General features: G+C 44.9%; 13 protein-coding genes. 10 read left to right on the top strand and 3 right to left on the bottom strand.

The genetic code is table 11. The features are described 5' to 3' along the window. Positions 1–89 precede the first annotated feature (89 nt). Positions 90–1,412, bottom strand: a complete 1,323-nt coding sequence (locus tag CLV93_RS11380) for an MFS transporter (RefSeq protein ID WP_106542328.1) — start codon at positions 1,410–1,412, stop codon at positions 90–92. Positions 1,413–1,604: 192 nt separating this feature from the next. Between CLV93_RS11380 and CLV93_RS11375 the strand changes: the two genes are divergently transcribed. From CLV93_RS11375 to CLV93_RS11355, 5 genes are all read left to right on the top strand, one after another. Beyond that, positions 1,605–2,210, top strand: a complete 606-nt coding sequence (locus CLV93_RS11375; RefSeq protein WP_106542327.1) for a hypothetical protein — start codon at positions 1,605–1,607, stop codon at positions 2,208–2,210. Continuing rightward, positions 2,207–2,503: a winged helix-turn-helix domain-containing protein gene (locus tag CLV93_RS11370; protein WP_106542326.1), complete on the top strand. Its 297-nt coding sequence runs from the start codon at positions 2,207–2,209 to the stop codon at positions 2,501–2,503. The genes CLV93_RS11375 and CLV93_RS11370 overlap by 4 nt, the downstream gene beginning before the upstream one ends. A gap of 53 nt (positions 2,504–2,556) precedes the next feature. Next, positions 2,557–3,936: a DUF4153 domain-containing protein gene (locus tag CLV93_RS11365; protein ID WP_106542325.1), complete on the top strand. Its 1,380-nt coding sequence runs from the start codon at positions 2,557–2,559 to the stop codon at positions 3,934–3,936. Between the two features lie 264 nt (positions 3,937–4,200). After that, entirely contained in the window at positions 4,201–5,121 is a 921-nt protein-coding gene (locus CLV93_RS11360; protein ID WP_106542324.1) for a LuxR C-terminal-related transcriptional regulator, read from the top strand. 177 nt (positions 5,122–5,298) lie between these two features. Beyond that, a complete protein-coding gene (locus CLV93_RS11355) occupies positions 5,299–5,880 on the top strand; it encodes an NADPH-dependent FMN reductase (RefSeq protein WP_106542323.1) in 582 nt (193 codons plus the stop codon). Positions 5,881–6,229: 349 nt separating this feature from the next. Here the strand turns inward: CLV93_RS11355 and CLV93_RS11350 are convergent, their stop codons facing one another. After that, the gene (locus CLV93_RS11350) at positions 6,230–6,832 is read right to left on the bottom strand and encodes a hypothetical protein (protein WP_106542322.1); all 603 of its coding nucleotides are present in this window, start codon (positions 6,830–6,832) and stop codon (positions 6,230–6,232) included. 151 nt (positions 6,833–6,983) lie between these two features. Next, entirely contained in the window at positions 6,984–9,131 is a 2,148-nt protein-coding gene (gene dcp, locus CLV93_RS11345; RefSeq protein WP_106542321.1) for a peptidyl-dipeptidase Dcp, read from the bottom strand. A 283-nt stretch (positions 9,132–9,414) separates the two neighbouring features. Here dcp and CLV93_RS11340 point away from each other — a divergent pair, with 283 nt between their 5' ends. The 5 genes from CLV93_RS11340 to CLV93_RS11320 all read left to right on the top strand — a co-directional run bounded on the left by CLV93_RS11340 (position 9,415) and on the right by CLV93_RS11320 (position 19,477). Continuing rightward, the gene (locus CLV93_RS11340; protein ID WP_106542320.1) at positions 9,415–11,070 is read left to right on the top strand and encodes a DUF6377 domain-containing protein; all 1,656 of its coding nucleotides are present in this window, start codon (positions 9,415–9,417) and stop codon (positions 11,068–11,070) included. Between the two features lie 563 nt (positions 11,071–11,633). After that, entirely contained in the window at positions 11,634–14,609 is a 2,976-nt protein-coding gene (locus tag CLV93_RS11335; RefSeq protein ID WP_211297808.1) for a SusC/RagA family TonB-linked outer membrane protein, read from the top strand. A 13-nt stretch (positions 14,610–14,622) separates the two neighbouring features. Next, positions 14,623–16,113 (top strand): RagB/SusD family nutrient uptake outer membrane protein, encoded by a 1,491-nt coding sequence (locus tag CLV93_RS11330; RefSeq protein WP_106542319.1) that lies wholly within the window; start codon positions 14,623–14,625, stop codon positions 16,111–16,113. Between the two features lie 143 nt (positions 16,114–16,256). Next, positions 16,257–17,981 carry a SusE domain-containing protein gene (locus CLV93_RS11325; RefSeq protein WP_170108925.1) on the top strand — a complete coding sequence of 575 codons (1,725 nt, stop codon included), beginning with the start codon at positions 16,257–16,259 and terminating at the stop codon, positions 17,979–17,981. 50 nt (positions 17,982–18,031) lie between these two features. Further along, positions 18,032–19,477 (top strand): glycoside hydrolase family 30 protein, encoded by a 1,446-nt coding sequence (locus CLV93_RS11320; protein ID WP_106542317.1) that lies wholly within the window; start codon positions 18,032–18,034, stop codon positions 19,475–19,477. Positions 19,478–19,496: the final 19 nt, after the last annotated feature.

The raw sequence follows: 19,496 nt of genomic DNA, 5'->3' as shown, positions 1-19,496 counted from the left end.
ATTAATCCGGCTGCAAAAATAGCATAAGAAAGAGTATCGGAAAAATATTCCGGCGCTTTACACTTCTGCCATGCGATAAATGGTCTTTTTCACTCCTCGTCTGTCTTCACCCGCTTCTCCACGTTGGGTAGGCGGTAGCTTCGGTAAGCGCCCAGCAGCCCCAGCAACGATAGGAACAAAACCACGCCTTCCACCGAAAGCAACGATACCAAAGCGCTCAAGCTTCCCACCAACAGGAGAATGATACCAATTAGCGTATTGCTAATCGACACATAGTTAATGCGGTCGTTCCCGGTAGCCATGTCGATCACATAAGTCTTTCGTCCCAGCCGGACGCCCTGGTGGGCAATTCCTAAAATGAAAAAAGCAGCCGGGTAAATCCAGTGGTAACTTCTAACTGAGTCGGTGTACCGGGCGATGAAGAAAGTGGCAATACCCAATCCCGATGCAATCAGTATGGCTGTCGACATCACATTTTTGCTCGATTTGTCGGCATATTTTCCCCAAATGGGCGAACTGACAATGGAGGCAACTCCTTTGGCCATGATGAACAGGCCCAGTAGGTAGGCTTCCTTCCCCACGTACCGCTGCGCCAGTATCACGTAAAACGGAGCCGACAGGGCCGAGCACAGCAGCAGGGTGCGGGCAATAATAAAATTGCGAAAATGTTGGTCGGTTTTTAACAGGCTCAGGTGCGAAACCGCGCTGTTCTCCTCATCATCTTCCGGTGCCACATCCGACGGAAACTCTTTGATGCGCGAATAAATCACGGCAGCCACCAACCATGTTGCGGCGGCAAAAAAGATGATATCGCTGTAAAACGAGAGAGTGGGATGGTGTTTGGATTGGTAGAGAATGAAAAGGCCCGCCGCCAGCACCAAAATGCCAGACGCCGATACGGAGTAGCCTTTCAGTTTTCCGCGCCGGGTTTTGGGAATGGTTTTCCCGGTGATGGCTTTCGAAGACAAGGAACTGAGGCTTCTCGACAAACTGAAAAATACCAGGGCAACAATGATGAGCCATCCGGCCGTGCGCCCCTCAAAGTTCAGTACGATGAAACCAATGGATGCAATCGCCAGGAACTGAAGCAGCGAACCCAGCACCCAAATCCACTTCTTCACCGAGCGCTTGTTAATATATTTGGCAAACAGTACTTGCGGAACCATGGCGCCTGATTCCCGGATGGGTACAATGAAGCTAATGAGGTAGACCGGAGCGCTCACATAGCTCATCAGCCAGGTTAAAACGGTTTTGGGGTTGCTCAGCGTATCGCCGAGTTTGGTGAAAATCTGACTGAAGATTGTCAAAAAGAAATTCCGGGGGACATACCGGCAGGCATCCTCCGAAATTTCAGTGCATACTTGTTCGTCATCGTTGTCTTTGGTGAGGTAGCGATAAAATTTCTTAATCATTCTGCAACTGGCTTATGCTGGTTTTTTGACGTGTCAATTATTGAGATGCTACTTTTTTAACACGCTTGCGGGGGAATAGTTTGCTTTGCCACCATCAGTTTAGGCCACAGTTGTAGGTCGTATTTTTTTTTGTCATTTCGTTTGTTTATTAAAAATAAATTATCAACTTTGAAATTCAAAGTACTTTAAGTTATGAACAATATTGAGCAATTAGAAGCAATCCAGGATATACGGAAAATGATGAATCGTTCAGTAAGATTCTTATCATTAAGTGGATTGTCTGGTGTATTCGCCGGTATTTATGCATTAATAGCGGGTTTCATTGTATATACCTATACAAAGGGAATATTGTTGTGGGATACATATTCGTTTAAAGATATCAAGTTCTTTGTAGTTCTGGGAACTGTAACGTTGATACTAGCCATATCTACAGCTTTTCTTTTGACAAGAAGAAAAGCAAAAAGAGAAGGAGTGCGCCTCTGGGATGAATCAGCGAAGAATGCCCTGATAAACTTATTAATCCCTTTAATTGTAGGTGGGATATTGTGTATTGCATTGTTAAGCCAGGGATTGAATGGATTGCTGGCTCCGACAACTTTAATCTTTTATGGCCTGTCTCTTGTCAATGCAAGCAGATATACTTTTTCAACGATACGACAGCTTGGGATGATCGAGATTGTACTAGGTTTACTTAACTCTTTTTTCATTGGCTTCGGTTTAGTATTTTGGGTTGTTGGCTTTGGTATATTTCATATTATTTATGGAATATACATGTATTATAAATATGATCGAGCATGAGGGATATTGTAAATCAACTGAATAAAGCTTTCGAAAGTCGTGTCCGGTTAGGGATTATGTCCATCCTAATGGTAAACGAACATGTAAGTTATAATCGGTTGAAAGAGCTTCTTGGTGTTACAGACGGAAATTTGGCCAGTCACTTAAAAGCGTTAGAGAAATTAGAATATATACTTGTTGAAAAATCTTTCGTTGATAGAAAACCTCATACAACATATAATGTCTCAAAACTTGGAAGACAATCATTTAAGGAACATATTGATGCATTGGAAAATTTATTAAAAGGGAAATAAAAAATTTTTATAAATAAACTTTGAAATTCAAAGTACTTTTAAATCAATTAATCATGAATAAAAAAGAAAGAATTTTAATCACGCTCAGTTTAGCAATTTTGGGTGGTTACCTGTTCTACAGACAAGGTTCCGGAGTTAATAAGTTGATATTTACTGTTATGTCGGCTGTAATAATCATCTATTCAAATTGGGGAAAAAGGATTAGAACTTTGAGCTTCGCGATTCTTCCAGCATTTTTGAGTTCCGTATTTATCGTTTGGTATCCACAGTTATTGACTCGAATTATTTGGCTTTTAAGTATTTTGGTTATGTGGAGTTCAATGGTGTCAGCGCGTTATCCAATAGTCACTTTTTTGCAAGGAGTGACCTCGGTTTTTGAAAGTCCGTTTAGCATTTTCAAAAAGAATGAATTGGATAAAATGCCGAAAGAATCGGCCGGAAACCGGAAATGGATTATTTACGTTGTCGCTGCGACTATTGTTTTCATATTTATTGCATTATATATTAATAGTAATCCCGTTTTTTCTGCACTTTATTCACAAATTGATTTATCCTTTATAAAATTTGGTTTTATTCTGACGGTAGTCGGTTTATTCCTATTATTGTATGGTCTGGTGAAAGTTGACATAAGTAAAAATGTTCAAAAACTGAATTCAATTGATTCGTATGTGATTAAGACTGAACTCTCAAAAAGGGATGAGCAAGAGTTTTTAATTGCAAAATTGAGTATATGGATTATAGGTGCTATTTTATTCGTAGCCAATATTGGTGATTTAATTATAATTTTTACCGGTAAGTTACCTGAAGGAATGACTTATTCAGAGTATGTACATCAAGGTTTTTACACACTACTATTTACGTTGAGCTTAGCCATAGGGTTAGTTATCTACTTTTTCAGAGGGCAATTGAACTTTCACAAAAAGTTGAAATTTATTAGCAGCGCAAGCTTATTCTGGATATCACAGAATCTACTACTGGCTCTTATTACTGCTTACAAAAATCTTCTGTATGTGCAGGTTTATGGATTAACTTACAAAAGAATTGCGGTGTTCCTGGGACTTTTATGTATTTTGATTGGGTTGGTCCTGTCCATAAAAAAACTTCAGAAACCATTCACCAACTGGTTTTATTTCAACAAACTATCTGTATATGCATTTGTGTGTTTCCTGTTGATTTCTTTCATACCAATGGACAGAATCATAACGAAATATAATCTCACCTATTCGAAGACGATTGACATCGATTACCTATTGAGTTTGAGCAAACCGAATCTTGAATTGGTATATGATTTAGTGAAAGAAAATGAAGATCAATACTCGCGTTATCTTCCAATTGTTGAGAGAAAAATTTCAGACTTAAATGTGCAGGCAAAAGAATGTACCTGGCAAAGTTGGAACTTCTACATTGATAGATATAAAAGAATTCCGAAGTAAGTTCTCTTTCTTTATGAGCAAGAGTGGTGAATCGGTTGAATATATCGTTCAGGAACAGGGCGACGACTCTTTGGTATGGTCCAGTAGATTTTTATTTTGTTGGTTGTCAGGTCACTTCAAGGTAAAAATCTTTTAGGAATAGCCGACGGACGCTTTCTCTTTACTCTGAAAGTTGCTGGCAGTTTTTTTCAAAACAGACTTCTTTTGCATCCAAACCAGAACTCCATATGTTTGTTATGTCATATCATCCGGAAAGATTGAAGCATGGAAGACAACGAGTATTTTGCCCATCTGTACGAAATTGCCAGGAACCTGAACAAAGAGTTCTCGTTGCATTCCGCTTTGCGAAAGGCATTGGAGAAGATTGTGGATCTGCTGCACCTCGAAACCGGCTGGATTTGGCTGGTGCAGGAGGGAACACACTCGGTTTACCTGGCGGCTTCGTATAACCTGCCTCCGGCGCTCAGCCGCTACCCGGAGCGGCTTTCCGGCAATTGTTACTGCATCGACTCGTACCTGGCGGATGGCATCTCGGAAGCCCGGAATATCAGCGAGATTACCTGCACCCGTTTGAAGGATATCACAGCCGGGACGCGCGGCTTGAAGTTCCATGCTACTATTCCCATCACCATCGAAGGACAAAAGGTGGGGCTGATTAACCTGGTGAGTAAGAAAACCCAGGAGCTGGACGCAAAGAAGCTGTCGGTTTTGAATACCATTGCCGAACTGATTAGTATCGCGGTTCAACGGACACGCCGGCAGGAGGAACAGCAGAACCGGCCATCAGCAGTCATGGAAGTGCTCAACCGGGTGATTGAACCGGGAATGGACGAGTTGGTCCAATTACTTCAGCAGACAAAAAGTGCAGATAAGAATGTGCAATCGGCGTTGGAGAAAGCAGGGGAATTGCATCGGCAACTGCGCCTTATCCGTGAGGAGGTTGGTGAAGAAACTACTGAAAAGATCGCAGACAATGCTTTTCATTATCCCACCTCACCATTGACCAACCGGGAATTGGAGGTATTGGTGCTCGTAAAAAAAGGAATGACCAACAAGCAAATTGCCGACCAGCTGTTTATTTCGGAACGTACGGTTAAATACCATATCTCATCCATTCTTTCGAAACTGTTTGCCCAAACCCGGACTGAAGCGGTCGAGACTGCTATTCAGCGTGGATTACTCTGATGGATAATTGGTAAGCGATTGGGGGTCGTCGGACACCTGTCCGATGGTACAGGTTCATTTCTGTCCTTTAGTCTGTTTCCCGAGAGCCCGGTTTGTGTCATCTTTGTACTGTTGTTCATCATTTGTATGATGGGCGAAACATCGATAATCGTAAAGTGAAATAAAACAGATACAAAGATGAAAATAGCCATACTCCTGGGAGCTATCCGTCCCGGACGTCAATCGCACAAAGCAGCTTACTATTTGGGTAAATTGCTGAATGAACAGGATATAGAGACAGATGTAATTGATTTACTGAAAACGCCGCTTCCGGTTTTTGGTAGTCACGATGATAATCCGGCTGCTGGAAAGGTCGTTGAAAGTATCCGCCTGCGGCTGGAAGAAGCCGATGCCTTGATTTTTGTGACCCCCGAGTACCAGGGAAGTTTTTCGGGAGCGCTGAAGAATGCACTGGATTATTATTGGGCAGAGTTCAAACGAAAACCCATCGGTGTGGTATCGACATCGACGGGTAAGATGGGCGGAATTAACGCTTCGACCCAGCTGCAGCACGTTATCCTGAGCCTTGGCGCTTTTCCCCTTCCGGGTAAATTACTGATTGCCGGAATCCATGAAGCATTCGATGATCATTACGAGCCACAGAATGATTTGATTGTTGAACTGGTCAATCAATTTGTATCGGACTTTCTTTGGTTTGCCGAAGCGCTGCATCAAAAGAAGGCGGCAGAGGAAGTAGCTGTTGAGTTCATCAGAAACTGATAAGGAAACCCAGCGTTTACACCGTTAAAAGATATACAACATGGATGGATGCAGGGCCTCTTCCGAAAGAAAGTAAAGGAAGAAGTCTGTTTTGATTTCCTTCTGCTCAGTAAATCCGGATATCGTCCGGATTTTTCTTTTTTTATAGGTTCGGGGCAGTAAAGTATCAAAAAGATACCCCTGATTCCTGCGAGGAACCAGGGGCAATCCTGGTATTTATTGAATGAGCTAAGGGTAAACTATTCTGTTAGCAAACTGCGTTTTTTTCAGCTTGAGGCCGAGTCTCGGCTCCTAGACACGGAAGTTTCTACTGTGATATGATACATTAACTTAATTCCTATCGGTAGATTCACTTCTTCTGTGCCCAATTATTGTATTCTTCGACAACTTTGTTCAGATCTTTCCAGGTGTATTTTCTCTTTTTTATTTTTGCGGCTAATTCGGGGTAATCCTGGAAATATAAAGAAGCTTTTGCCCTAAAAACTTGATTATTGTTGAAAGTTGAGATGGTCGCAATTAGTTTAGCTGCTGGTTCTCCTTTTCTGAGGCAGTAATAGTCATGGAAAGTAGCTTCGCTTAATTGGTGTGCGGGATTTGCTGAGGTTAGAGTGGTTTGAGTGACGTATAATGTTGCTATTCCTTTTTCTATTACCTTTAACCATCTCTGACCGCTTACTCTTTTTTGCTTCCAACCTAAGTAAACCTTTAAATGCTGATATTCTGTTGTATCATTTTTTGTTGGTATGATTATTTTGCTCACCCTGGATGACTCGAAATGTTCTGTATTTGAGCCTTTTGCATTTTTGAAGTATATATGTTCGCCATCAAAGGGATATTTTATCAATCCTGTCTTGGAGTCATTATTTGTTAGAATGAGTGTGACCTTGATGTAATTGGATGCAAAAGATGTAAGGGTCAGAAAAACGAGGATAGTAGTCAGTATCTTTTTCATAACATAATATTTTGTTATGATATGAACGCGACAGAAATAAGAATTATTGTGGGGGAAGAATTGATTCTGATCGACTTTGTCAAAAGATACCCCTGATTCCATGCAGGAACCAGGGGCAATCCAGGTACTTATTATTTCGGCTAAGAATAAACTATTCTGCTACCAGACCGCGGTTTTTCAGCATCGGTCCGATTTCCGGATCGCGGCCGCGGAAGTCTTTGTACATTTTCTCGTAATCTTCGGTGTTACCACGAGACAGAATCATATCGCGGAAACGCTGACCGTTGGCGCGTGTCAGTCCACCATTTTCTTCAAACCATGCGTAAGCATCGTCGTCCAGCATTTCGGTCCACAGGTAAGCGTAGTAACCGGCTGCATAACCATTTCCCCAGATGTGGAGGAAGTAGGTGGAACGGTAACGCGGCGGAACCTGTTCCAGGTTCAGGTGCGTTTTCTGCAGCGCATTGGTCTCAAACTGGTCTGCATTCTTGATGGAGTCGCCTGCCGGGATGGTGTGCCACTGCATATCCAGTTCGGCGGCAGCCAGCAATTCAGTCAGAGCGTAACCCTGGTTGAATGTAGCTGATTTCTTAATTTTGTTAACCAGTTCCTGCGGCATCGGTTTGCCGGTTTTATAATTGACAGCATAGTGCTTGAACACTTTCGGGTACATTGCCCAGTGTTCGTTAAACTGCGACGGGAATTCCACAAAGTCGCGGGCAACAGCAGTTCCCGAAAGACTCGGATATTCCTGGTTGGCAAAGAAACCGTGCAGGGCGTGACCGAACTCGTGGAACATGGTAGTAACATCGTCGAAGCTAAGCAGTGCCGGTTGTCCCGGAGCCGGTTTGGTGAAATTACAAACGTTGTAAATCACCGGCTTGGTGCCTAACAGTTTCGATTGTCCGATGATGTTATCCATCCAGGCACCGCCCGATTTGTTGTCACGTTTGAAGTAGTCGCAGTAGAACAAACCGATGGTGGTGCTGTCTTTGTCAATCACGTCGAATACACGAACATCCTTCTGGTAAACCGGAATATCATGACGCTCTTTGAAGGTCAGTCCGTATAGTTCGTGAGCCGCATAGAACACACCGTTTTCCAGTACGTTGTTCAGCTCGAAATAAGGTTTGATCTGATTTTCATCGAGATCATATTTGGCTTTCCGCACTTTTTCTGCATAGAAATTCCAATCCCATGGCTTCAGTTTGAAACCGCCTTTGCTCTTGTCGATGACTTTCTGGATTTCAGCTGCTTCGCGTTTGGCTTTCGCGGTAGCGGCAGGAACCAGCTTGCCGAGGAATTTTTCTACAGCTTCCGGCGTTTTAGCCATCTGGTCCTGCAATTTCCAGGCAGCAAAGTTTTTGTAACCGAGCAAGTGTGCCTGGTCGGCGCGAATTTCCGCTAAGCGGGAAATGATGGCACGGGTATCGTTTTTATCGCCTTTTTCGGCGCGGGTCCACGAGTGTTCGAACAGTTCGTGACGAACATCTCGGTTGGTCAGCGATTGCAATGCCGGCTGTTGAGTAGTATTCTGCAGCGGAATCAGGTACTTGCCGTCTTGATTGTCGGCTTTGGCATCCTGTGCGGCTGTCTGAACTTCGGCATCCGACAGACCAGCCAGTTTATCCTTGTTGTCTACTACCAGGGCTCCCGCTTTAGCAGCTGCCATCAGTCTGTTGGTAAACTGGGCGCTGAGCGTCGCTTCTTCTTCGTTCAGTTTTTTCAACTTCGCCTTATCGGCGTCCGAAAGATTCGCTCCGGCCAGTTGGAACTGCTGATAGTAATACTCTACCAGCTTTTTCGATTCCGGATCGAGATTCAACGTGTCACGCTCGTTGTAAATCGTTTTTACGCGTTCGAAGAGTTTGCTGTTGAGGTAAATGGCATCGTGGTGAGCTGCCAGCTTGGGCGCCTCTTCTTCGCCAATTTTCTGAATGGTAGGATTGGTATTGGCACCTGCCAACAGATTAAATACGCCATAAACACGGTTCAGCAGTTGACCGGTTTTTTCCATGGCTACCAGAGTGTTTTTAAAGGTTGGAGCTTCCGGATTGTTGGCAATTTTTTCAATGGCAGCCAGTTGTTCTTTCATGCCTTCCTCCATGGCAGGCTGAAAATCGCTGTCTTTGATTTTGGTGAAATCCGGAGCACCGTAGGGCAGGGTGCTGGGTTTCATAAAGGGGTTGTTCTTCAAATCGGTGGTTTTAGAATTGGCTGATTTGCCGTTGTTGCCGTTGCTGCAGGAGGTTATCACAACCGCCAGCGCAATCAGCAAAAAAGAAAGATGTCGTTTCATTCTGTCTGTTTTAAAATTTGAATGAATAAATGCGTCTGTATTGGCTCCAATCTAACGGGGTGTGTTAGAGAGAGTCATTCTAAATAACCAACGAAAATAAAAAAATATGTTGTGAATATACCTGATGATTGATTGGATGTGTATATGCTTGATGACATGATGGCTAAAATCGGACCTTTATGTTTGATTTAAACGATTCACTTATTGTCGAATAAAGTATATTTGAAGACTACTGTTAATTTTCCGTATCAAAGACCTACTATTGTTTTTTTAATTTTGCAGAATGAGGAAGTTACTGTTGTTACTGATTCTTTTCGCAGGAAGCTGGCAGATGACCATGGCCAGCGAGATTGATTCGTTGTTGCATCAATTGGATTTAACCATGAAACAGCGAAAGCAATACGAGCAGGTAAAACTGCAGAAGATAAAGAACATCAAAAGCTTACTCAATGAACCGGGATTGAGTTCGTCTCAGCGGTATTATATCAACAACCGCATCCTCGATGAGTATATCCCGTTCAACTTCGACTCGGCCCTTCATTACATCGACCTGAATTTTCAGCTGGCCCGTGACCTGGATAATAAAACCATGCTGAATGAAACCCGTATTAACCTTTCGGGAATTCTGGCTTCATCCGGCAGGTACAAAGAGGCGCTGGATATTTTGCACGAAGTCGATCGGAAACACCTTTCGGAAAAACTATTACCGAATTACTACCACGATTTCATGCACGTGTATTCCGACCTGAACGTATATAACCAGGTGAAGGAAAATGCAGGTAAATACTACAAGCTCTATAAAGCCTACCGTGATTCGGTGGTGAAGCTGCTCGACCCAAACTCGGAAGCTTACCTGGCCATCGAGGAAAAACAGTACCGGGATGCCGGTGAATATGATTCGTGCCGCTGGGTGAATAGCAAGCGTTTGGCGATGACGCAAATGGGAACCCGCGAGTATTCGATGATTACGTTCGATCGTTCTTTGTCCTATCAGCTACAAAATAATACCGAACAGCGGGAAAAGTACCTGATTCTATCGGCGATGTCCGATATCCGGGCTGCTGTGAAAGATAATGCATCGATGGCGGCGCTTTCGACAATCCTCTACCATCAAAATAAAATTGATCGGGCTTACGAGTACATCAAGTTCTCATTCGAAGATGCAGCTTATTTCAACTCGCGGCTTCGGTACATGCAGATATCGAACATTCTGCCGGTGGTGACAGCAGCTTATCAAAAGAAAAGCGACAAGCAAAAGGCACACCTGCGCAACCTGCTTATTATCATTAGTCTGCTGTCTGTGGTGTTGTTGCTCTCCATATTGTTTATTTACAGCCAGGTGAAGAAACTGGCCCGTGCCCGGAAGGATTTGCAGACCGTTAATTTGAAACTTCGTGATTTGAATGGCCATCTTTCCGAAGCGAATACTCAACTAAACGAGTTGAACAGCCAGCTTTCGGAATCGAATCATGTGAAGGAGCAGTACATCGGCAGCTTCTTCAGCATTTGTTCCGATTATATCGATAAGCTCGATGGCTTCCGCCGGAATGTGAACAAGCAAATTGCCGACCGGGAAGTGTCGGAACTGTTTGAGCGAACCAAATCGAAGCGGTTGATCGAAGACGAAATCCGGGAGTTTTACGACAATTTCGATCATACCTTTCTGCAGATTTATCCCACTTTCGTGGAAGAATTCAACGCCTTGTTGAAAGAGGATGAGCAGATTACCGTGAAGAAAGGCGAAATGCTGAATACCGAATTGCGAATTTTTGCTTTGATTCGGCTGGGAATTTCCGATAGTGCGGCCATTGCCAAACTTTTGCGTTATTCGGTAAACACCATTTATAATTACCGGGTGAAAGTGAAAAACCGGGCCGTCGTTCCCCGCGACGACTTTGAAGATTACGTGATGAAAATCGGAGAATTTTCACGCGAATAGTAGATTGAAATTTTTTCCTTTTTAGTGTCTAAGAAGTGAAATTGTACTCATTTCCGGTTTAAACCATCCACTTTTTTTGAATCTCCGGAGAGATGCAAGTGTCATAAAATGAGGTGTTAATTGTTTTTCTGGTTCCACTTTTATCTATATTTTTCCTACCGTCATTCGCAATTCCTTCCCAATCTCATTCTATTTACCATCGCTTTAAAACCTGAAAATCGGGCGGAGCATTTTGATATTCCGTCAGACAACCAATTGGGCACAATTGCTAACTAAAAATTACAATCGCTATGAAGAAGACGTTAAACACATCGGTGTGTAAAACCATCCTGTTTTGTCCTTTCGTTACGGGGCTAGCATAGGCCTACCAAAGAGGGATAAAAACTCCGATAAACTTTTCGAGTTGAATACAGCTATTCCGGCGGAAATCTAAAGCCGGTAACGACAAAGAATTGCATCTGAATGTCTGGCTGCGTCTGGCAACGGGCGGGCGAAAGTTATGTGTTATCGCATAATGCACGCGGATAGCCTGATAATGCATTGGAAGGTAAACAAATAATCCTATGAAAAAAGAAAAAACAATGACGTTCTTGAAAATTCGTCTCTGGCATAAATCTGTTTTATGCCTTCTGGCAGGATTGCTCCTGTCGGTAAGTTCGTATGCACAGCAACGAACGATTACAGGAACTGTGACGGACAAATCAGGGGAGCCTATTCCCTCGGTGACCGTTATGGTGAAAGGAACATCAACCGGTACTATCACCAATTTTGATGGAAAATATTCCCTTTCGGGAGACATTCCTGCTGATGGAGTACTCACTTTCAGTTTTATTGGTATGAAGACCAAAGACGTGAGCATTGGCAACCGCGCAAACATTGATGTGACCATGGAAGAGAATGTAACGGGCCTCGACGAAGTGGTGGTGGTTGGTTATGGTACTCAGCAGAAAAAAGATGTAACCGGTTCGGTTGCCATGGTCGATTCCAAACAGATGGATTCGCGTCCCAATACTCAAATGGGAGCCCTCATCGAAGGTAAAGCGGCCGGTGTACAGGTTCTTTCCAGTTCGGGAAAACCTTCCCAGGGATTTAGTATTCGCATTCGCGGAACGAACTCTATTACCGCTGGAAGTGAGCCACTTTATGTGGTTGACGGTGTGCCGACAACCGATACCCGTTCCATCAACCCTGCTGACATTCAGAGTATTTCTATCCTGAAAGATGCTTCTTCGGCAGCTATTTATGGTGCACAGGGAGCCAACGGTGTTGTGTTGATTACTACCTATAAAGGAACTACTGATCGGCCGACCGTGAAACTGGATGTGTACAATGGTTTCTCCCAGGTATGGAGAACCTTGCCGGTACTGAACGGTGAGCAATACCGCGACCTGATGACCGAAATGGGAAAAAACACTGACTGGTCGTTGTATACTCACAACACCGACTGGCAGAAAGAGATTTTCCAGAACGGTCGTTCACAGAATTATCAGTTGTCCGTTTCCGGGAAAAGCAATAAAACGTCCTACTACATGTCAGGTGGATGGGTTGAACAGGTTGGTGCAGTACGTAGTGCTCAGATGAACCGCTACAACTTCAAAATCAACCTCGACCAGGAAGTGAATAAGTGGCTGACCGTTGGAACCCGCATGGCTTACTCGGTTTATTCGGATGTGGATGTGAATGACAACCAGGGTGTCGATAAAGGCGGTGTTCTGCTTGGTGCATTGACAACTCCTCCCGTTATTGGCATTTATAACCCGGATGGGACGTTTACCAGCAACCCGTTCCAAAACTGGGAAAACCCGATTGCCAGCACCGATGGTTCGAACCGCAAATACAAAAGCCAGCGGATACTGGGTAATGTGTATGCTAAAATCGATTTCCTGAAGGATTTTAGTTTCAAATCAAATCTGGGTATCGATGATCGCAATGATATTTATGATTATTTCCTCGATCCGTTCCTGACCAGCTACGGTCGTGCTTTGAACGGACAGGGAATTAACAATACCAATAAAACCAGCTACTACATTTGGGATAACACCCTGACCTTCAATAAAACATTAGGTTCACACAAAATTGAGGCGTTAGCAGGTAGTGTTATCCAGGAGTTTTACTGGGAAAATGCCCATATCGAAACCCGCAATTTCTCTGGCAACGGTGTTCAGACAACCAATGGTGGCTCTGAAATGATTGCGGCTTCTTCCGATAAGGCTAAAAAGCGGAATACTTCCTTCCTGGGACGTATCAACTACAGTTTCAGAGACAAGTACCTGCTGACTGTTAACTTCCGTGCCGATGCTTCCAGTGTTTTCGGTCCGGACAACCGTTGGGGATATTTCCCGTCATCATCCATCGGATGGCGTATTTCGCAGGAACCGTTCATGCAGGACCTGAGTTTCCTCGACGACCTGAAATTGCGTGCCGGTTGGGGTATCGTCGGTAACGATCAGATTACGAACTACGCCTGGTTCGGACGTGTGGCCAGCGGCGCCAACTATCCCATCGGTGGTTCTACTTTACCCGGAACGTATCCTTCTTCGGTAGAAAACCGGAACCTGAAATGGGAGCAGTCGGAACAGACCAACGTAGGTCTTGATTTGTCTGTTTTCCGCGGACGTATCCAGTTTTCAGCTGATGCTTATATCCGGAACACCAGCGATTTGCTACTGAATGCACCGTTGCCCCGTAGTACCGGATACGATACTGCTATCCAGAACGTAGGTAAACTGCAGAACAAAGGTTTGGAATTCAATCTTACCACCGTCAACGTGAAGAAAGCCATCAACTGGTCAACGAATTTCAATATCTCCTTCAACAGGAATAAAGTTGTTGATTTGGTTGGACAAGAGATCTATGCAGGAAGCATTACGAACCGCGGCGATGCCAGCCTGGTGAAAGAAGGCCTGCCGTTGGGAACACTCTTCGGCTATGTGTGGGGTGGAGTTGACCCGCAGACCGGTAATGCCTATTACATCGCTAAAGATGGCTCCAGCACGTTTACTCCTTCGGCTGACGACCGTGTGGTGATTGGTGATGCCAATCCTAAATTCATTTACGGTATGACCAACAACGTCAGCTATAAATCACTGTCTTTGTCCGTATTCCTGCAAGGTTCGCAAGGGAACGATATGTTGAATGCTTCCCGTATGGAAATCGAAGGTATGACCGGACCACAAAACCAATCAACTGCTGTGCTGCGCCGCTGGAGACAACCCGGCGATCAGACAGATATTCCTAAAGCCAGCTGGGGTAGCTATGATAATTCGCGTATTTCCAGCCGATTCATTGAAGATGGTTCTTATCTCCGTTTGAAATCGGTTACGCTGAGTTACCAGCTCCCGAAAGCATGGACGGACAAAGTGAAGATGCAAAATGTGAAGGTTTATGCCACCGGAGAAAACCTATGGACATTGACCAACTACTCGGGATTTGATCCGGAAGTCAATGCCTTCGGAACTTCCAATACGGCAAAGGGTATCGACTATGGTACCTATCCGCAGACCCGGAATATCATCTTTGGTTTAAATATAACTTTCTAAAAAAGATAGAGATATGAATTTTCATTCATTCAAAAAATATATCCTCAGCGCAGCTATCCTCTTTTCGGCGGCTGCCTGTGACAACTATCTCGATTTGACTCCCATCTCGGAAGAGACGACCAGTAGTGCGTATTCTACTGCCAATCAGATCGAAGCAGCCCTGACCGGTTCGTACGAAACTTTTCAATCATCGTCTTACTACATCTGGGACCAGATTTTACTCGAAGATGTTAGGACCGATAACGACTATGCGGGTGGTGATAACCCGGAAATCTTTGCTATTGATCTGTTTAACATCACTCCAACCAATAGCCGTGTGTTGTCTTGGTGGTCAGAGTTGTACAACGGGATTCTGAAAGCCAATACTGTGCTTGACCGAATTCAGGATGTTACCGATCCGAAGTTGACGGATGAGCGCAGACAGCAAATTAAAGGCGAAGCTTTATTCCTGAGAGCATTGCACTATTACAACCTGGTCAAAAACTGGGGCGGGGTGCCACTGGTACTCGAGTCGACGACAACGACCGATCCGGGTAAAGTACAGTTGCCTCGCGCTACGGAGGCAGAAGTGTATGCTCAGATTCTGAAAGATCTGGATGAAGCAGGCAAACTTTTACCGGATACGTACGGAAGTGATGCGACAGTCAACAAAGCCCGCGCAACTGCCGGTGCCGCCTATGCGCTTGCCGCGAAAGCCTGTATGCAGGAACCCTCGCATGATTATGCAAAAGCATTGGAATACATTGCCAAAGTAGAAGCGAGCTCAGCCAATTATCGTTTGCTGGACAACTACGCTGACCTGTTTGATGGTAACCATTACAACAATGCCGAATCGATTCTGGAAGTGCAGTTCACCGGAGGAAGTGAAGGTAACTGGGCACCGCAGTTGATGTTGCCTCCGTCATTGACAGGAGACAACTGGCGGAAGTTTGTCGTTCCATCACACAACCTGATTGATGCTTACGATGCGGAAGGTGATGTGGTGCGGAAAAATGCCAGCGTTATTTTCGAAAAAGTAAACGACTGGATTGATGAATACTGGGGAAATGCCAAAGGTAGCAGCATTCCGTTCGCTTATAAAATGAAAAACGCGATGGGATGGGCCAGTACCGACCGGTTGTACATTCTTCGTTACGGAGACATTGTCTTGCTGAAAGCAGAAGCTTTGAACGAAACCGGTGACTTGACCGATGCAGCTGCTGAGGTAAATAAAATCCGCGCCCGCGTAAACCTGGCACCACTGACTGCCGCGCAAACGGCTACGAAAGATGCCTTGCGTACGGCGATTCTGAACGAACGCCGTCTGGAGTTGGCCCAGGAAGGACAACGTTGGGATGACCTGAAACGTCACAACCTGGTGGTTTCGACCATGAACAACCTGCAGGAAATTGACCTGAGAACCGGTCAACCAACCCAGTACAATGTAACGGAAGCCAAAACACTGCTCCCGATTCCGCAGCAGGAACTGGACCGGAACCCGCAACTGGTTCAGAATCCTTTGTAAATAGGGTGATATAGATATTTATGTGACATGAAAGGACATGGAAAGGTGGTTGCCGGTTGTATTCTCCGGAATGGAGAGCAGCGAATTAAGGGCATTTATGGTGACGCCCGGACCATGTCTCTTTCAAACAACCAATGAAAAAAATGAAAACAAGATATAGTTTATTGCTCACCATCATCGTGCTGTTGTTTGCCGGATGGTCGTGCACCGAAAAAGATAATCTTGCGCCGGAAGGAAACTGGAAGTTAAGTGATCCTGCCATTGTTTCTCCAGCGGCGAATTCATCCATTGTTCTGGATGAGAATAAACCCGATTCTACCATTGTGTTTACCTGGACCGGTGCATCTTCTACTGCTGGTTTTGGCGTTTACTATTCGGTTGTTATCGACACCGCTGGTTCGACTAATTTCGATACACCGATTCTTTCCGTGAAAGCGGCCAATAGTGGAACCGGACTTACTGCGTCTATTACATTCAGTCAGCTGAATGAGGCGATGTCACTGGCCGGTTATCCGGCGGATGCCGAATCGAAAGTGACCTGGGCCGTCGTTGCCAGTTGTTTGAGTAAAAGTACTTACTCATCGGGTGATTTGCTGGTAACACGTTTCCAGCACGAGATTATTCCAACTTCGCTGTATGTTTCAGGAGAAGCTACTGAGACCGGCACGGATTTGTCGAAAGCGATTCCGATGCGTCGTTTGAAAGATGCCAATGGAAACGGACTGAACCGTTACGAAGCCTATACTCATCTGGATAAAGGAAAAGCCTTTAAATTCTTCAGCGCTACGAGTCTGCCGGCTCATCAATATGGTGGTTCTGATGGAAACCTGGTGAAATCAGGTACCGCGATTGCTGCTCCCGATTCAGCCGTTTACCGTATCTCGGTTGATTTGGATAACAACACCTATTCATTACTGAAGATTGATAAATGGAGCGTTGTTGGTGGTATCATTGACGGCGGTTGGGGAGGTGACGAACCTCTGCAATACCAGGGCGGCGGTGTCTGGAAAGGCAGCATCAATCTGCTCGATAAAGGTGGATTTGTATTCCGCGCTAACGGCGACTGGGGCTATCTGCTGAAGCACATTGTCGGTACTGATAATTCGCTCATCATGGAATCGGAAGGAAATGAGCTGGGTATCTCTTTTGAGGATGACCAGTCAACGTTGTCGGGGCAGTGCATCTTCACGCTCGACTTGTCCAACGATCCGTATACCTACACCATTGAGCGTGATCCGAATGCTGCAGGCCCAGTTGCGACACCAGATCACCTTTACCTGTTCGCTGATGGAACAATGATGAAGGAACTGACCAAAGATGGTGATACCTTTACTTCGGGTACTTATCTGGCATTGCAAAGTAGCGTTACGTATACCCTGAACAGTGCATCCGATGGTTCTGGGACCAGTTACGCGTTGAGCGGAAATGTGGGAGCTTCTGATAATCCTACTGCCGATAAGGTGGCCGGAACATCTGACTTGTCGGAAGGCGCCGGAGGTATGACGGTTGAAAAGGATCAGGCTTACATACTGAACTTCGATTTTTCAACTGCCCGTTTGAGCTGGTACTATTACAACATGAAGTTGTTCCACTGGTCGAACTGGGATACCCGCGATGAGTTTGTGATGACTTACGTTCATCCTTATACTTTTACGGTAACAGCAGACCTGAAAGCAGGTTACCTGATGAAATTCAACTCACCTTGGGATATACAGTTTGGTGCCGATGATCCTTCGGCTCTGAGTGGCACAATGACCAATAACGGAGGACAGAACTTTGATAATCTGACTGCTGATGGTAACTATACGGCAACGATTGTTGTGAGTGATGACTATCAAACAGGGACTTACCAGTTTGTCAAAAACTAAACTGAAATAAAGCCAGGTGGTTTCGGCCACCTGGTTACTTAACGAATTGAATGATGGTTGGAAAGAGAAAATTAACGGTTGGATTGGCTGCACTGCTGACGTTGAGTGTGATGGGATGGCGGTGTAACGACAAAAAAGAGGAAACTCCTGCACCACCACCTCCTTCGGTGCCGGTAGATGTATCTTTCTATCTGACTAAGCCTGATAAATCGGTGTTGTTTACACCGCAGGAAAACAGTGTAACCGAGTCGACGAACAGTAATTTGCCAACGATTGAAATTGATCCATCGACATCATTTCAGACCATGGATGGCTTTGGTTTCGCCCTGACCGGTGGAAGCGCGATGCATCTTTACAACATGTCGGCTGCCAAACGACACGCTTTGCTGACAGAGTTGTTTGATGACAACGACAATAATATTGGCATCAGCTACCTTCGTATCAGCATCGGAGCTTCCGATTTGGATGCTTCCGTATTTTCATACGACGACTTACCTTCCGGTGAAACGGATGTCAACATGGACCATTTTTCGTTGGCTCCCGACCGGCAATATTTGATTCCGGTTCTGAAAGAAATTCTGACAATCAATCCAAATATCAAAATACTGGGTTCGCCCTGGTCGGCGCCGCTGTGGATGAAAACGAACAACAATTCCGTTGGCGGAAGCCTGAAACCGGAATATTACGATGCTTACGCGAAATATTTTGTGAAATATATTGAAGGGATGGCGCAGGAAGGAATTACCATCGATGCCATTACCATTCAGAACGAACCGCTGCATGACGGAAACAATCCGAGCATGTACATGCCGGCCTCGGAGCAGGCGGCGTTTATCAAAACCAGCCTCGGGCCTGCTTTTCAGACGGCAGGAATTCAGACGAAGATTATTGTTTACGATCATAACTGCGATCGAACCGATTACCCGGCGGAGATATACAACGATGCCGATGCTTCGAAATATGTCGATGGTGCAGCGTTCCATCTTTATGCCGGTTCTATCAACAGTCTGGCTGCTTTGCATAACAGCTATCCTGAAAAGAACCTGTATTTTACCGAGCAGTGGATTGGTGCTCCGGGCGACTTTCCGAGCGATTTGAAATGGCACACCCGCGAACTGATCATCGGCGCGAGCCGGAACTGGTGCAAAACCGTTCTGGAATGGAACCTGGCAGCGAATTCAAGCCTGGAACCACACACCGATGGAGGTTGTTCGCAGTGTTTGGGAGCATTAACCATCGATGGCGATAACGTCACTCGGAATCCGGCGTACTACATCATCGCTCATGCGTCCAAATTTGTTCGTCCGGGCTCAAAACGTATCTCGAGCAATCAACCTGATAACCTGCCTAATGTGGCTTTCGTAACACCCGACGGTTCAACCGTCCTGATTGTTTTGAACGATGCTTCGGTTACCCAGACATTCAATATGAAACTTGGCGAAGAAACGGTGAGTAGTGCACTTGCAGGAGGCGCTGTGGGAACGTATATTTGGTAATCGAACAATAAATAAAACC

It is taken from the genome of Prolixibacter denitrificans (genome assembly GCF_003014495.1).
Lineage (GTDB): Bacteria > Bacteroidota > Bacteroidia > Bacteroidales > Prolixibacteraceae > Prolixibacter > Prolixibacter denitrificans.
Note: the sequence above shows the minus strand (reverse complement) of the source record. Positions and strands in the feature narration are given on the sequence as shown.